The following is a 14,346-nucleotide window of genomic DNA, read 5'->3' on the forward strand; positions in this document are numbered from 1 at the left end:
AAAAAATAAATCCATAGTGCACAAGAAGAATTAATTTATGAGGAATGATTTTTTCCCTTTTCGTTCTAAGAATATAGGTGTGAGATTAAGTAAGATAGAAACAATTGTCAAAAATCATAATGCCTTTCTGGTCTTACAGCTACAAAAATAAGATAACCAATCATCCCCCCAAATGTGTTTGTAATCAAGTCAGTCACATCAAAAGTTCGCTGATTCAGTCCACCCCACCACACAGTTAATAATTGAGAGCACTCAATGGCTAAACTAAAAAGAAAGGCGAGAGCAACTGTACGAAAAATACTTTTCTTTCCCTTTTTTATGATTGGATATAAAAAACCAAAAGGCACCATCATTATGATATTTAAAAATATCCCTTTAAGTGCGCCATCATAATGCAACAATAAATCTCTAAAAGGAATGAAGTTAGCCGTTTCCATAAACAGATGATTTGTTGCTCCAAGCGGTATAGTAAATGGCATTAGCGTAACAAATAAAACCATTACAATATAAATATACATAATGGTATTCATTAACAATTCCCTTTTCGGCTCTTTTTTCCATTTTCTATAAAAGAAAAAGACATAAATCAATGCTAATAAAATAAAATCAATAAGATAGTCCAATGTAAATTCTCCTCATTTCTTTCTATGGACAAGTGCACTCACGTATCGTGATGCTTACCTTCTTTTCCTTGTACAACCATTTACATTTTAACATAAATATCCAAAAGAGTTGAGAACAATTACCTTATGTGAACGTATTTTCCAAAAGTACATAACGTCGCTTCAAATAGTATTTATGCTAGAGAGACCACAATCATTCATTTTTTCTAGTAACCTTTGACCCTCATTGGTGATGTTAAAATAATAACTTGTTTATCTTTTTTCAACTGTTCGAACATAAAACCTCAGTTTTTAAAATCTTCATGAATGTATCTTGATCTTCTAAAAAAGGAGAATGTGCACAATTATCAAAAGTAAATATTTTTTTAGAAGGGGCTTCTATTTTTTCATAAAAACGTTTTGCTTCTTTGTAACTCGTTGAATAGTCATTCATTCCATGTATGATAAAAACTGGCACTTCAAATCTTGGTGCTAATAAAACAGAATCTGACTTGGCCATTGTTTCAGAAAGAGCATCGTAACTTGTGAAAATCCCCTTTGGTATATTCAGTCGTTCTTTCCAGGTATAGCGATGACAAGTGAATAAATCTTTGACACCTTGCCAGTTTGAATATCCTGCTTTCTTCGTACCTCCGCCGAATTTATTTAAATATCGACCTAATATTCTTCGATACCCTTTATTTTTGTAAAATTCCTTATCAAATGTCACAGAACGTATATCTTTTTCAGCTTTTTTATCCCCTCTTTTTATCGCTGTTTCCAACAAGAACTCATAGGTGTCTCTATTTGATTCCGTATGCCTTCCCATTTGTCCTATACCAATGTAAGCGTGATAATTTTGTGGCTGTCGATGTGCGATGATGCTCCCCAAGAGAGTTCCCCAGGAGTGTCCGCATAAGTAAATTTTTTCTTTATGAAACTTTTTCTTTAAATATTCAGTTATCATAAATACATCGGAAATCAGTCTTTCTAAGGTAATCTCTCCTTGCGTTATAGAGTTGTAAGACATCCCTGTACCTCTTTGCTCCCAATAACAAACTGTAAAATGTTCCTCCCATTTGAGTTCCGATTGTTTAATAATAGGATATTGTGGGAATCCAGGTCCTCCATGCAAAAATAAGAGAATAGGATTTGCAAAATCGACTGTTTCAATAAAAATTCCATTTTTATGACCATCAATCTCTATAAACTCTTTCAAGAAGTGAACGTTTCTTTCTTCTACACTCACATGAATCCCCCTTTTTCTCAGAACTGAGGTGGCATGCTAATTCGGAAACCTTCCCCGTTCGTTTACATACATTTCCGCAAAACTTATTTATATGTTAACATAAATATCCAATAGGTAGTATGTGATTATTTTACAATGCGGACAAAAAACAATCCATATCAATCAAGGATCTTTGTTAGAATTTTTTATGCTTTGTCTTCAAAGGAATTGTCTCTCTTACTAAGATTAAAACAGCACTCCGAAACATAGTTCAAAAAAGCAAATCATCTAGCTCCCTGGCTATAAAGGGAGGCTAGATGATTACCTAATCTGGACGAACTTCAAGTAAAATATTTTCATTTGCCGTTTGGGACACTAACTCTTTCCCTTTTGATGAAGAAGCCCCTCTAGTTGCCAATTCATATGATACTGGTTCGGTGTACACAATATCTTTAATTACACCTGACCTTAAAAGATTGCATTTTTCATTAGAAAAACTAAATGCATTTTAATGTGTTATGTAACGAATTCAGGTTTTGAATAAATTGGAAAAATTACCTAAAAGATGATAGTATAGACTACAAGATTAAAGACATTTTAAATACTGTTATTGTTTTTCAAGACTATATTTTAATTGAAAATGCATCAGCGTTTGATAATATAGTAGTACCCTTGTATTACTCGAGTAAATATAAACGAAGTGAACGAAAAAAAACGTATAAAAGAAATTTCAGATGAATTAAGCATTACAAATATATTAGATAAGAAAGTTAGCATTTTATCAGGTGGCCAAAGACAGCGGGTAGCAATCGCAAGGTCTATAATTAATGATCCGCATATTATACTAATGGACGAGATGGTATCCTCGTTGAATCCAAGTCTAGCAAAAGATATAATAAATTTTATTGTAGAATTTGCTCGAGAAAGGACTAAGACAATTGTCTTAGTCACCCATAACACACAAAACTTATCAAACACCTTTTAATAAGAAATATGAATTGAAAAATCAAAAACTAATCTTACAAGATTAATTGTTGTAGTGTCCTTATTTGAATTTCACACTACTCTAATTCTTGTGATTCCACTGACTAGTTTGGTGGATTTTGGGGGAGAGAGACAATGTATAAATTTGTTGCAAGCATGTTAGGAATTTATGACTTATTTTTGGCAACAGGGGCAATTGTGCTCGGAGTCCAGATGGTCACATTGAAAAATGGAACGATTTTTTCCGGGCCGTTCCCCGATAGTTGGTCGGCTAATCTTCCTTTTGATGGATGGATTATACCAGGGGTTTGGGCAATTGCCATTTTTGGATTTGGTAATATTAGTGCTGCGATATTAAGCTTTAGAGGGAAACACAATAGTTCTTGGTATGCATCTAGTCTTATGGGCGCAGTTTTCCTTTTTGGTTTGGCTTATCAGTATATTGCTGTAGGTGAATGGTATATAGTAACCAGTCCATTTATAATTCTTGGTGTTATTCAGCTGTGTCTTAGTGGGTTTGTTTTACTGCTTAAATATAAAAGAAAATAATTAATGATCATTCAAGGATAACGCGAAATGACAAAAATATAATCGTTTGCAGCTTCCAAAAATATAGTAGTTCATCAGCAGCTAAACTGTTCGGTATAATAGAAGTATTGCAATCGTATTCTCTTTGATATTAACCATTTGCTGAAAAACAGGGGATGTTTAAATGAACTTACAATTAGTTTTTATGTTGATTATTTTAGTTCTGAGTCTTTATTTGATATACAGAAGTATAAAAAAACAAAAGAATAAAATACTGTTACAAATAAAAAAAGAATGGACTAAAAAAAGTTTTAGTAGGAAATTCGAGCCCCTAAATTCTGTTAAAAGTTATTGGAATCAACAAAGTAAAAAAAACACTTTTGTTATTGATGACATAACTTGGAATGATTTATCAATGGACCAACTATTCACCGAAATAAACTTTACGCATACAAGTCCTGGAGCTGAGAAATTATATAGTTTATTAAGAAACATTCAATTTCAGAATAACAATGTGAAAAATGAAGAAGAGTTTATACAATTGCTAAAGAATGACAATACTTTAAGAGAAAATATTCAATTATGTCTAGGTCAAATGGGTAAAAAAAATTATTCTGAGACTTTTAGATTTTTTTATAGTGTTAACGATAAATATATGAAACACACCTATCTTTATGTATTCTTAAGTTTATTGCCGATACTTTCCTCTTTTCTTTTTTTAATTTCTTCTAAATTAGCTATTATTATTTTTGTACTTTGCATGATGTTAAACGGATTTATATATCATATACATAAGAGAGAATATGAGTATAATTTTGATGCATTATCATACGTTACTACCTTAATAAATTGTTCTAAAAAACTAATGAAAATAGAACACCCTTCGTTCGTTACGAAAAGAAAAATTATAAAAAGGAACTTAAGAAAACTTGGTAATATATCTTTACTAGGAAGTTTTATTTCTTCAAATAGTGGTAATAATTCTGAATTAATCATGGATTATATTAGAATTTTCTTTTTAATAGATTTTATAGCCTATAATCGAATATTAAAAAAAATTGAAAATAACCGTAAAGAATACAGTTGTTTATGGCATGTAGTTAGTGATATAGACTCATTTCTAGCCATTGCCTATTTCAGACATAAATATAATAATTATTGTATTCCAGAATTTGTAGAGGATATGGTATTTATTGCAGAAGACCTTTATCACCCATTAGTTGAGAAACCCGTGCCAAATAATATAACCATACGTAATAATGTACTTATTACAGGTTCAAATGCATCTGGTAAATCAACATTCATAAAATCTGTTGCTATTAATAGCATATTAGCACAGACTATGAATACAGCATTAGCGACGAAGTTAACTCTCAAGCCTTCTAATGTTCTTACGTCGATGGCAATTAACGATGATATTATATCGGGCGATAGTTACTTTATTGCAGAAATAAAGTCTCTGAAAAGAATAATAGATGCTATAAATGAAGGAGAGGCATGTTTAACTTTTATTGATGAAATATTAAGAGGTACTAATACAATTGAGCGTATATCTGCTTCTTCATCAATTTTAAAATGGATATTTTACAAAAAAAATAATTTAAGTATTGTTGCATCACATGATATAGAACTTACTGAAATTATAGACAATTTCTTTGATAGTTACCATTTTTCTGAAAGTGTTAATAGTAATTCTATTTGGTTTGATTATAAAATAAAGAGTGGCCCATCTTATACAAAGAATGCGATAAAATTACTTAGAAACGTAAATTTTCCTGATGATATTGTTAGAACTTCAGCAGATTTAGCAGAATCATTTGTACAAAATAGGGATTGGCCTACTTTTAAACAATTAGACATTTTCTAAACGATAAATAAAAACTTGCATTCGATGTAGACTGGGTACATAATAGTGAGAGAGATGATAATTATCGGAAAGGAAGTTTTTTTACCGACATGGGAACGACTCATGAATTTTCTAAAAAAGAAGAAATTGCCAATTCAGTTACACATGGCATCGGAATGGCATTAAGTATAGCAGCTCTTGTGATCTTAATTGTTGCTGCTTCGCTACAAGGTTCCGTCTGGCATATTGTTAGTTTTACGTTATTTGGCACAACCATGGTGTTACTTTATACCTCATCAACATTACTGCATAGTCTACCAAAAGGAAAAGCGAAAGACGTCTTTGAAATACTCGATCATTCATCGATTTATTTTTTTATCGCGGGTTCATATACACCCTTTTTATTCGTGATTATTCGTGGTTGGGAAGGCTGGACATTATTCGGGATTGTTTGGGCACTAGCAATTGGCGGAACGATATTCAAAGCCTTTTTCGTCAAAAGATTTCTATTTGTCTCCACACTTCTCTATGTCCTGATGGGTTGGCTCATCGTGTTTAGCTGGGGGCCGCTCGTCAACAACTTACACACAAATGGTGTCATCTTACTCGTCGTTGGTGGCATTTTATATACAGTCGGTGCGGTCTTTTATGTATGGCGGGGATTCAACTATCATCACGCGCTATGGCACGTGTTTGTTTTAGCCGGTAGTATTTCACATTTTTTCTGTATTTTACTTTATGTATAAACAAGAAGAAGTCCCGCTCCTTCTTGTTTATCCAGATGAACCATTCATTACATCTCGCACCACTCGAACTAAATCATCATGAATCACATCATCAAATACATCATCTTTTTCCGTTGGCTCTTTATTTATCATCACTTTTGGCACCGATCTATTTTCAACGAGCAAGCTGAACGGCATGACTTGTAATGACGTACCCATCACAATCAACAAATCACTTTCGGCCACCGCTTGTTCTGCTTCCGTATGTTTTGTAATCGGATCACCAAATAAAACAATATCCGGTTTTAAAATGTCCCCACACCCTGACTCCGAACAATACGGTACATCATGATTCATGACATATTCCAAGTCATACTGCGTGCCACAAGAAGGGCAACTTGACGTCGCTAAATTCCCATGATATTCAATGACATGCTGGCTTCCAGCTTGTTGATGCAATCCGTCTACATTTTGCGTGACAACAGTAACCTCTTTTCCGTCATCTTCTAAACTTTTTATAAATTGATGAACGTCATTCGGTTCATACTGCTGTAATAATTTAATTTGAAAAATATCTTTGTATTTCTTCCAAAAATCTTCCGGATCTTGATGAAAATAGTGGCGAGACATATAATACTCCCTGCTATGATCATACGTCCAAACTCCTTGCGATGAGCGAAAGTCAGGAATTCCACTAGCAGTAGATACGCCTGCACCCGTCAATACAGTTATCGTTTGTGCTTGTTCAATCATTTGTTTCCACACCGTTTTTTGATCACCCACTTGATCACCACCTATTATCCTTTTAACTACATATTACCATACCGATGATGCTTATGAATATTACTGGAAAATCTCATGCTTGATCTACATAGATTTCCGGGTAAATCGCATATTACTGGGAAATCTCATGCTCGATCTACTTAGATTTCCGGGTAATCGAAAAATTACTGGGAACTCTCATGCTCGATCTACTTAGATTTCCCGGTAAATCGCATATTACTAGGAAATCTCATGCTTGATCTACATAGATTTCCGGGTAATCGAAAAATTACTGGGAAATCTCTTGCTTGATCTACTTAGATTTCCGGCTAATCGAAAAATTACTGGGAACTCTCCTACAATGATCATGAGATTTCCCAGTAATATATCATTAATCTATGCTTCTTTTTTCAATACACCCATTCCCACTAGTACGACTTTTGCGTCATTGGTAAGATTTTGAGCAGCTTCTGGTTTCATAAATAAATTTGGTTTTTGTTTTACAATCATTTTCACGCCACGTACATCGAATTGTTCTGCATACATATTTACCGCTTGTACACTCGCTAATTCTTGTTTGTCCAATGGTTGATGACCGGCTTCTAATCGTTTCACCATAAATTCTAATAATTCACGCGCATTTTGATTGAGCAAATGCTTTTTTTCTTTAAGCAATTCCATATTTTCTTCAATGTATTTTCTCGCGGTCACAAAATCCAAATCATCTGTCGCTTGATTAATATTTTTCAATAACTCCTTAAAACGCATTGAGATCCCTCCTGATGAATAATAGGTAATAAATACTAATTAATTCGACATTATATAAAACTATTATACTACAAAATAGATAATTTTCACACAACTTACGTCGAATTAAATCATATATTTGATAAATTTCGACATAACGATTAGTTCTTAGGTAACGAACTGACCATTATAAAAAATATCAGCCCTTCTGAAAGGCATGACTGATATGTAACATTTTGGATTTTATTGAGACAATTCTATATAAAAGGAAATGAATGCGAGGATTTCTAAGAAAATGCGCAACCCTTTATTTTTCTATGCAAACAGCTGCTTCTCTTTTCTCTGTTTGACGCATATCTGCTTTTTCGAGGCTAATAGCTACTTCCACTTCCTCTGTTCGACCCATATCCACTTTTTCGAGGCTAATAGCTACTTCCACTTCCTCCGTTTGACGCATATCTGCTTTTTCGAGGCTAACAACTGCCTACACTTCCTCTGTTCGACGCATATCCTACCCAATAAAACGAAAAAGAGCTACTATTCACTAACAGTAGCTCTTTCACAATTAAGAGGTGACAGACTTCCCTTTATTCAAAGAAAAGATGTCGTCATATACATGATGTCGACCGATAGGCACAATAGAAGGCGAGCCTGAAATCGGATCTTTAATTACGGTACAGTCAAGCCCGAAAATTTCTTTGATCAGTGCGCTTGTCATCACTTTTGACGGTTCTCCCTCTGCCAAAAGCTGGCCTTGTTTAAGTGCAAAGATATGATCGGCATAACGTGCTGACAAATTAATATCGTGTAGAACCATAACGATTGTCGTACCGTATTTCTGATTTAAATCGGTCAACAAATCAAGAATCTCGACCTGGTATGTGATATCTAAAAAAGTGGTTGGCTCATCTAAAAATAAAATATCAGTCTGTTGTGCCAATGCCATCGCAATCCAAACACGCTGTCTTTGCCCACCAGAAAGTTCATCAATGTGATTATCACTAAGCGCAGTAACATTCATAATATCCATTGCTTCTGCCACCGCTTCATAATCCTTTTTCGACCAGCCACCGAAAAACGATTGGTGAGGAAATCTTCCTCTTCCCACCAAATCCGATACAGTGATTCCTTCTGGGACGATAGGAGATTGAGGCAACATCCCTAGCACACGAGCCAGTTGTTTGGCTGGAATCTTATCAATCGATTGTCCATCGAGTGTGATTTGCCCGGACGACGGTTTGATGAGTCTTGCCATTGTTTTCAAAAGCGTTGATTTGCCACATGCATTGGCGCCTATCATCACACTGATTTTATTACTTGGAATCGATAAATTGACGCCATGAATAATTGTTTCGTTATCATAGCCTGCAACGGTCTCTTCTGCTTCAAACACATGTGCCGATTTCATGATACATTCCCCTTTCGATTCATTCGAGTGAGCAAAAAGATCAAATACGGTGCGCCAAGAATCCCCGTAATCACACCGACTGGATATCGAACTTCAAAAGCAAATTGACCGATCAGATCTGCTCCTAGCACTAAATTCACACCAACAAGGCCAGCTGGAATCGCATTCGATAAGCCCACACCGACTAACCTTTTGGCGATCGGTCCGGAAAGAAATGCGACAAAAGCAATCGGGCCCGTTGTCGCCGTCGCAAGCGCCAGCAAACTGACTGCACCTACAATCAGCATCATTCTCGTTCGATCTGTATGTAAACCGAGCGTTGTAGCCGCTTCTTCCCCAAGCTCTAAGATACTGACATGTTTTCCTAATGCGATAACGATCGGGGCAACGAAAAGCACCGTGATCATAAGCGGTGGCAGCTCATCCATTTGCGAACCATTTAAACTGCCATTCAACCACCGGAGTGCAGAAGGAATATCTTGTTGTGCACCGACTAATAATAGATAAGACACCAAGGCGTTAAGCATCGCCTGCATGCCAATACCGACTAAAATTAATCGACCGATCGAAAATGTCTTCCCCTTGGAAAAAATATATATCAGTAAAACGGTAATTAATCCACTAATGACCGATGCGATCGACACGACGGTTCCACTTGCATGAAGAATCAGAATACAAAAGACTGCTGCTGCACTCGAACCAGCGGTAATACCAATCACATCTGGACTTGCAAGGGGATTTCGTAACATCGTCTGAAACGTATGTCCACTAATGCCAAAAGCAAACCCTGCAAAAAGCCCTGCCAGCATTCTCGGTAGACGTATCGTTTCAACGGCAAACGATACACCGCTGATGTCCTCTCCCATAAGTACATGAAATACATCTTGCGCTGGATACATCGTACTTCCTAACAAAAGCATGCCACAGCTTAAGAGACACGCCAGCGCCAAAAGCAATCCAGTCACAAGAATCCATCGATAGCGTCTTTGCCGTCTTCCTTTTACAATATAAGTAACTGATTGATTCATCATAATGATCGCACTCTCAATTTCATCGCTAATAAAATAAGTATGGGTGCACCGGTGAATGCGGTCACGACACCAACTTCAAGTTCTCCTGTACCGCCCAAAAGCCTCCCGATACAATCTGAAATCGTCAAAATAATCGCTCCTGATAGCGCAGATAACGGAATAATATAACGGAGATTGGGACCAAGGATCAGTCGAATAACGTGAGCCGATAATAGTCCGACAAAACCAATCGGACCTGCTAAAGCAGTCGTGGCACCACACAAAAGTACAGCTGCAACAGCGGCCATCAGACGTAATATCCCTGTTCGAATCCCCATAACAGAAGCCACCTCATCACCAAGCGCCAAAGCATTTAAGGCAGGAGCCGTAAGAAAACCAATGAGAATCCCGACGATCAGAAACGGAATAAAGAGCATAATCCCATCCCAGTTTGCTGACCCAACACTCCCCACTTGCCAAAAACGAAATTGATCCATCACATAAGAACGCGGAAGCATAATGGCGGTAACTAAGGATGAAAGGGCAGCACTGGTCGCCGCCCCAGCTAATACAAGTTTTAGCGGGGTCGCACCACCACGCCCCATCGAACCAATCGAAAATACGAAAACCGCTGTAATCATCGCACCGACTAATGCTAGCCAGATATATTGATTAGCCGTCGTTATTTGTAAAAACGTGATGCCACATACGACAAATAATGAAGCGCCCATGTTTACACCTAATATACTCGGATCGGCTATCGGATTGCGGGTGACGGCTTGCATAAGTGCGCCAGAAACACCAAGCGCCGCACCGCAAAACAAACTAAACACCGTTCGTGGCACTCTTTTGCGAACGACATTTCCCCCGTAGGAGTCTGTGTTCTGATAAAATAAACCTTCCATCAGTTCATGGACGCTCACCCAACGCGAACCAAAGGCGAGTGATGCCACCACGCTGATGCCAAGCAAAACAAGACCAATAAATAAAACGACCTTAAAGTTCTTCGGAATGGTTGAAAGCTTTTGGTGTTCCTGACGATCTGACAAACTACTCATTGACCTTTTCTGCTGCTCCTCCGATGATTTCTAATAGTTCATCAATTGTATAAGGAATGGAAAGCGGCGTAGGGTTGACAGATGCCGCCAACGGTGTAGCATCGCCAACAAATGCCACAGAACCCCTTTCGATTGCTGAAATTTCACCAAGGACAGGGTCTGCTTTTACCTCTTCATATAAACTCTCATCACCATATCCAACGATGATGTCCACGTCATTCAAAATATCTGCATTTTCAGCACTTAATTGTAAAGCAAATTTATTGGGATCATCGATTTCATTCATAATACTTTCAGGATACGCCATGCCCAATTCTTCTAAGTATGCACCGCGAGGATCAGCAGGTGTGTAAATATGCAATTCAGACAGATCATTGGCTGAAAAATTCACCCAAGCCACTGTTTTTCCTTCGATTTCAGGATATTCGCTCAGTTTTTCCTCAATTAGATTCTCAGTATCTTCAATCAGTTGCTCTCCTTCTTCTTGCATGCCCATACCTTTTGCATTTAACCTCACTTGTTCACGCCATGTCGTTAGCCACGCACCTTCTTTGAAAGCGACGACTGGTGCGATTTCACTGAGCAACTCATAATCTTCTTGTGTAATGCCCGAATAGGCAGCAAGAATCACATCTGGATTTGATGCAGATATCGCTTCAAAATCAAGTCCGTCTGTATCTTGGTATACATTCGGTTCTTCTACACCTAGTTCCTCAAGTTTTTCAGCTGTCCAAGGCAAAATCCCGCTTTCATCTTGCACACCGTAATTGGCAGCTGAAAATCCAACTGGCGTAACACCTAGTGCGAGCGCTACATCATGATTTCCCCATTGTATCGTAGCCACACGCTCAGGTTTACTTTCGATCACAGTTTCCCCGAAAGCGTGCTCAATAGTGATAGGGAATTCAGCATTCTCTTCATCAGAAGCAGATGATTCCTCCTCTGAATTTTGCGAACCCTCCTCATCTGAAGACGATTCCGCTTGTGTATCTGATGATTGCGAAGCACAACCGAATAATAGAACTACGCTAAACAACATGAATAACATCAATAGTAATGTTTTCTTCATTAGATTTATCATTCCTTCCATTAAGTTTTCAAATGAAAATGATTCTCAATATCATTATATACTTTTTCTTCTATCTGTCAACCAAAACTTGTTTATTCCGTTGTGATCGGTTTGAAATTCTATGTGAATGATGGGAAAAATGGAGATGGTAGGATGGAATTTTCAAGGGGAAAAAGGTGAATGAGCATATAGAGTTAACTTATCCTGCAAACAGCTTGATCGAAGCCAATGATTTGCAGGATAACTGAAGTTTTGATGCAAACAGATTCTCGCTTATGCCGTGTTTGACGCATTTAGCCATTTTTAATGCAAACAGCAATTTCCACTACTCCTGTTTGACGCATATATCCATTTTCGATGCAAATAGGCGGTCGCTCATGCCGTGTTTGACGCATACTAATTCATTTGAAGAACGATCAGTGGTGGTGTTTAGATGTTTTAATTGTTCCGCTAATTGATGTAACGCTTTTTCCGCCGTCAATTGACCTGTTAATGCTTGATGAATATAGTATTGCGTTTGATCAGATAACAAGGAATATTTTGGATGAACAGGACGAACCGCTGCGTGTTCAAAGGCTTTAAGATATTCTTCTAACTGCGGATTTTGTTCTACAATTTTTTGATCCTTATATAAAACAAGGCGTGTCCCCACTGGCCCATTATTTAAAATCATCTGTTTTTGCGTCTCAAATGAAGTAAACCATTTAATCACTTGCCAAGCAGCATCCTTATGTTCTGAATCCGATACAATGGCAAAGTTCCAACCACCGACAGTATTCGTTTTCTTACCATGTTTCATCGCAGGATTGCTAGCTACCCACGTCTGATCTTGCACCAATGAGTCATTTGATTGATTGGCCATATAGGTATAGCTCCAATTCGGATGGAACAAAGTCTCATTTTTAGCAAAAGGTTGGCGCGCATCTTCTGGTATCTGATTCTCAAGCGAAGCTCGCGTCACAACATTGTATTCATTTTTCATATCGATCATGAACTGTAAGGCTTCAATCGCCTGAGGTCGATCAATCGTCACATGACCATCGTCATCAAAAAATGCGCCACCATTCGCATGTAAAAATTCGGTGAAGCTAACCATTAGTTGTTCCGATTGTCCCCAGTTCATGCTAAAGCCTTTCATCTCTTCATTTTCTTGGATGAATCTCGCTACATGCACCGCTTCTTCATACGTAGTTGGTACTTCCAGCCCATATTTATCGAGTAAATCACGTCTATACCACATCGTATGTAAATCATTCAACCAAGGAACTGCCCAAACTTCGCCATCATAAGTCACCGCATCGACTTGCCTACCGACAAATTTCGCTTGCATGTCATCGTTAAAACGCATGGCTAATGGCTCAATCCAACCGGCTTCAGCAAATTCGGCCGTCCAAATCACATCTAGATTGACAATATCTAAATCAGATTCACCTGATTGTAATTGTGAAGCGGTTTGATCGTGCATATGAGTGGCGTCATTCGACATTTTGATAAATTCGACTTGAATCGTATCATGTTGCTGATTAAAGCGTTGACGGGCTTCTTCCAACGTGCCATTTGGATCAAACTCAAATATCGACATATGAATCGTGGTCACATTTTCCTTATCTTGATTCTCCCCACTACACGATGTCAAAAGAATAATGCACAATATCATAAATAAAATCTTATTCATTTTCACTAGCATAACGAACCTCCCCTCACTATATACCATCCCTCCATGTACAAAACATGGCCAGAATTACCAGAATAATCGCTCTCACATTGTTTCACACTATTCTTAGAAAAGGAGGAAAGGCAATGTCAAAACGCACGTTTAAATTAAAAAACCGAAATGTTCGAGATAATACGGAACAAAACTTTCAACCGACAGATGAAACAAAAGCAGCTGACCGAGCAAAAATGCAAACCAATCGAAGAAAACAATAATTGCGGAGGGACAAACCATGAAGCATGTAAAGGCATTTAGTCTCAAATTATTAATCGCGACCATTGCGATTAGTCAAATTTTTGGAACCATTTATGGTGCAAGCCTTGGTGACTTAATCATCATTATCGGAATCACAACCGTCGCCTCATACCTAATTGGCGATCTCATCATTTTACGATTCACGAGCAACAGCATCGCGAGCATATTGGATTTCGGATTATCCATGTTTTTATTATGGATACTCGGCATCTCCTTTTTTGGCGGTGATATTCCGATCGTTCGACTCTCTGCCTTTACTGCTTTTTTCATCGCATTAACGGAGCCATTGATTCATCGGATTTTGATTATGTATGATAACCCAAATGATAAAATTCGGCCGGGAGCAGAACTCACAACCGAATTATCAGAAGAAATTAAACCTAATCAAGAGAATAAAAAATAATATGACT

At 37.3% G+C, this 14,346-nt stretch carries 16 protein-coding genes; 6 read left to right on the forward strand and 10 right to left on the reverse strand.

Annotation, left to right across the window (positions count from 1 at the left end; genetic code table 11):
* Positions 1-107 precede the first annotated feature (107 nt).
* Together J416_RS11240 and J416_RS11245 are read right to left on the reverse strand one after the other, a co-directional pair.
* Positions 108-623 (reverse strand): VanZ family protein, encoded by a 516-nt coding sequence (locus J416_RS11240; protein WP_003471903.1) that lies wholly within the window; start codon positions 621-623, stop codon positions 108-110.
* Between the two features lie 262 nt (positions 624-885).
* Entirely contained in the window at positions 886-1,851 is a 966-nt protein-coding gene (locus tag J416_RS11245) for an alpha/beta fold hydrolase (RefSeq protein WP_003471905.1), read from the reverse strand.
* Positions 1,852-2,521: 670 nt separating this feature from the next.
* Here J416_RS11245 and J416_RS16735 point away from each other — a divergent pair.
* The 4 genes from J416_RS16735 to trhA all read left to right on the forward strand — a co-directional run bounded on the left by J416_RS16735 (position 2,522) and on the right by trhA (position 5,934).
* Positions 2,522-2,815 (forward strand): ATP-binding cassette domain-containing protein, encoded by a 294-nt coding sequence (locus tag J416_RS16735; protein WP_420805443.1) that lies wholly within the window; start codon positions 2,522-2,524, stop codon positions 2,813-2,815.
* Between the two features lie 134 nt (positions 2,816-2,949).
* Positions 2,950-3,363, forward strand: coding sequence for a hypothetical protein (locus tag J416_RS11250; RefSeq protein ID WP_003471908.1), 414 nt, complete (start codon positions 2,950-2,952; stop codon positions 3,361-3,363).
* A 163-nt stretch (positions 3,364-3,526) separates the two neighbouring features.
* Positions 3,527-5,209: a MutS-related protein gene (locus J416_RS11255; protein WP_003471915.1), complete on the forward strand. Its 1,683-nt coding sequence runs from the start codon at positions 3,527-3,529 to the stop codon at positions 5,207-5,209.
* Positions 5,210-5,298: 89 nt separating this feature from the next.
* The gene (trhA, locus tag J416_RS11260) at positions 5,299-5,934 is read left to right on the forward strand and encodes a PAQR family membrane homeostasis protein TrhA (RefSeq protein ID WP_003471918.1); all 636 of its coding nucleotides are present in this window, start codon (positions 5,299-5,301) and stop codon (positions 5,932-5,934) included.
* Between the two features lie 27 nt (positions 5,935-5,961).
* On the opposite strand, the gene J416_RS11265 is transcribed toward trhA, so the two are convergent.
* The 8 genes from J416_RS11265 to J416_RS11295 all read right to left on the reverse strand — a co-directional run bounded on the left by J416_RS11265 (position 5,962) and on the right by J416_RS11295 (position 13,654).
* Entirely contained in the window at positions 5,962-6,696 is a 735-nt protein-coding gene (locus tag J416_RS11265; protein ID WP_003471935.1) for an NAD-dependent protein deacylase, read from the reverse strand.
* A gap of 375 nt (positions 6,697-7,071) precedes the next feature.
* Positions 7,072-7,443 carry a hypothetical protein gene (locus J416_RS11270; RefSeq protein ID WP_003471938.1) on the reverse strand — a complete coding sequence of 124 codons (372 nt, stop codon included), beginning with the start codon at positions 7,441-7,443 and terminating at the stop codon, positions 7,072-7,074.
* A gap of 286 nt (positions 7,444-7,729) precedes the next feature.
* A complete protein-coding gene (locus J416_RS15810) occupies positions 7,730-7,879 on the reverse strand; it encodes a hypothetical protein (RefSeq protein WP_156809582.1) in 150 nt (49 codons plus the stop codon).
* 108 nt (positions 7,880-7,987) lie between these two features.
* On the reverse strand, positions 7,988-8,830 hold the full coding sequence (locus J416_RS11275; RefSeq protein WP_003471940.1) for an ABC transporter ATP-binding protein: 843 nt from the start codon (positions 8,828-8,830) through the stop codon (positions 7,988-7,990).
* Complete coding sequence (locus tag J416_RS11280; protein WP_003471942.1) at positions 8,827-9,861, reverse strand: FecCD family ABC transporter permease; 1,035 nt, start codon at positions 9,859-9,861, stop codon at positions 8,827-8,829. The genes J416_RS11275 and J416_RS11280 overlap by 4 nt, the downstream gene beginning before the upstream one ends.
* Positions 9,858-10,898 (reverse strand): FecCD family ABC transporter permease, encoded by a 1,041-nt coding sequence (locus tag J416_RS11285; protein ID WP_003471943.1) that lies wholly within the window; start codon positions 10,896-10,898, stop codon positions 9,858-9,860. The genes J416_RS11280 and J416_RS11285 overlap by 4 nt, the downstream gene beginning before the upstream one ends.
* The gene (locus tag J416_RS11290; protein WP_003471945.1) at positions 10,891-11,967 is read right to left on the reverse strand and encodes an iron-siderophore ABC transporter substrate-binding protein; all 1,077 of its coding nucleotides are present in this window, start codon (positions 11,965-11,967) and stop codon (positions 10,891-10,893) included. Before J416_RS11290 ends, J416_RS11285 begins: the two co-directional genes overlap by 8 nt.
* Positions 11,968-12,292: 325 nt before the next feature.
* Positions 12,293-13,654, reverse strand: a complete 1,362-nt coding sequence (locus J416_RS11295) for an ABC transporter substrate-binding protein (protein WP_003471948.1) — start codon at positions 13,652-13,654, stop codon at positions 12,293-12,295.
* 113 nt (positions 13,655-13,767) lie between these two features.
* On the opposite strand from J416_RS11295, the gene J416_RS16460 reads away from it, so the two are divergent.
* Positions 13,768-13,896 (forward strand): hypothetical protein, encoded by a 129-nt coding sequence (locus J416_RS16460; RefSeq protein ID WP_276116602.1) that lies wholly within the window; start codon positions 13,768-13,770, stop codon positions 13,894-13,896.
* A gap of 17 nt (positions 13,897-13,913) precedes the next feature.
* Complete coding sequence (locus tag J416_RS11300) at positions 13,914-14,339, forward strand: DUF2512 family protein (RefSeq protein WP_003471950.1); 426 nt, start codon at positions 13,914-13,916, stop codon at positions 14,337-14,339.
* Positions 14,340-14,346 lie beyond the last annotated feature (7 nt).

The sequence above is a fragment of the Gracilibacillus halophilus YIM-C55.5 genome (assembly GCF_000359605.1).
Lineage (GTDB): Bacteria > Bacillota > Bacilli > Bacillales > Amphibacillaceae > Gracilibacillus > Gracilibacillus halophilus.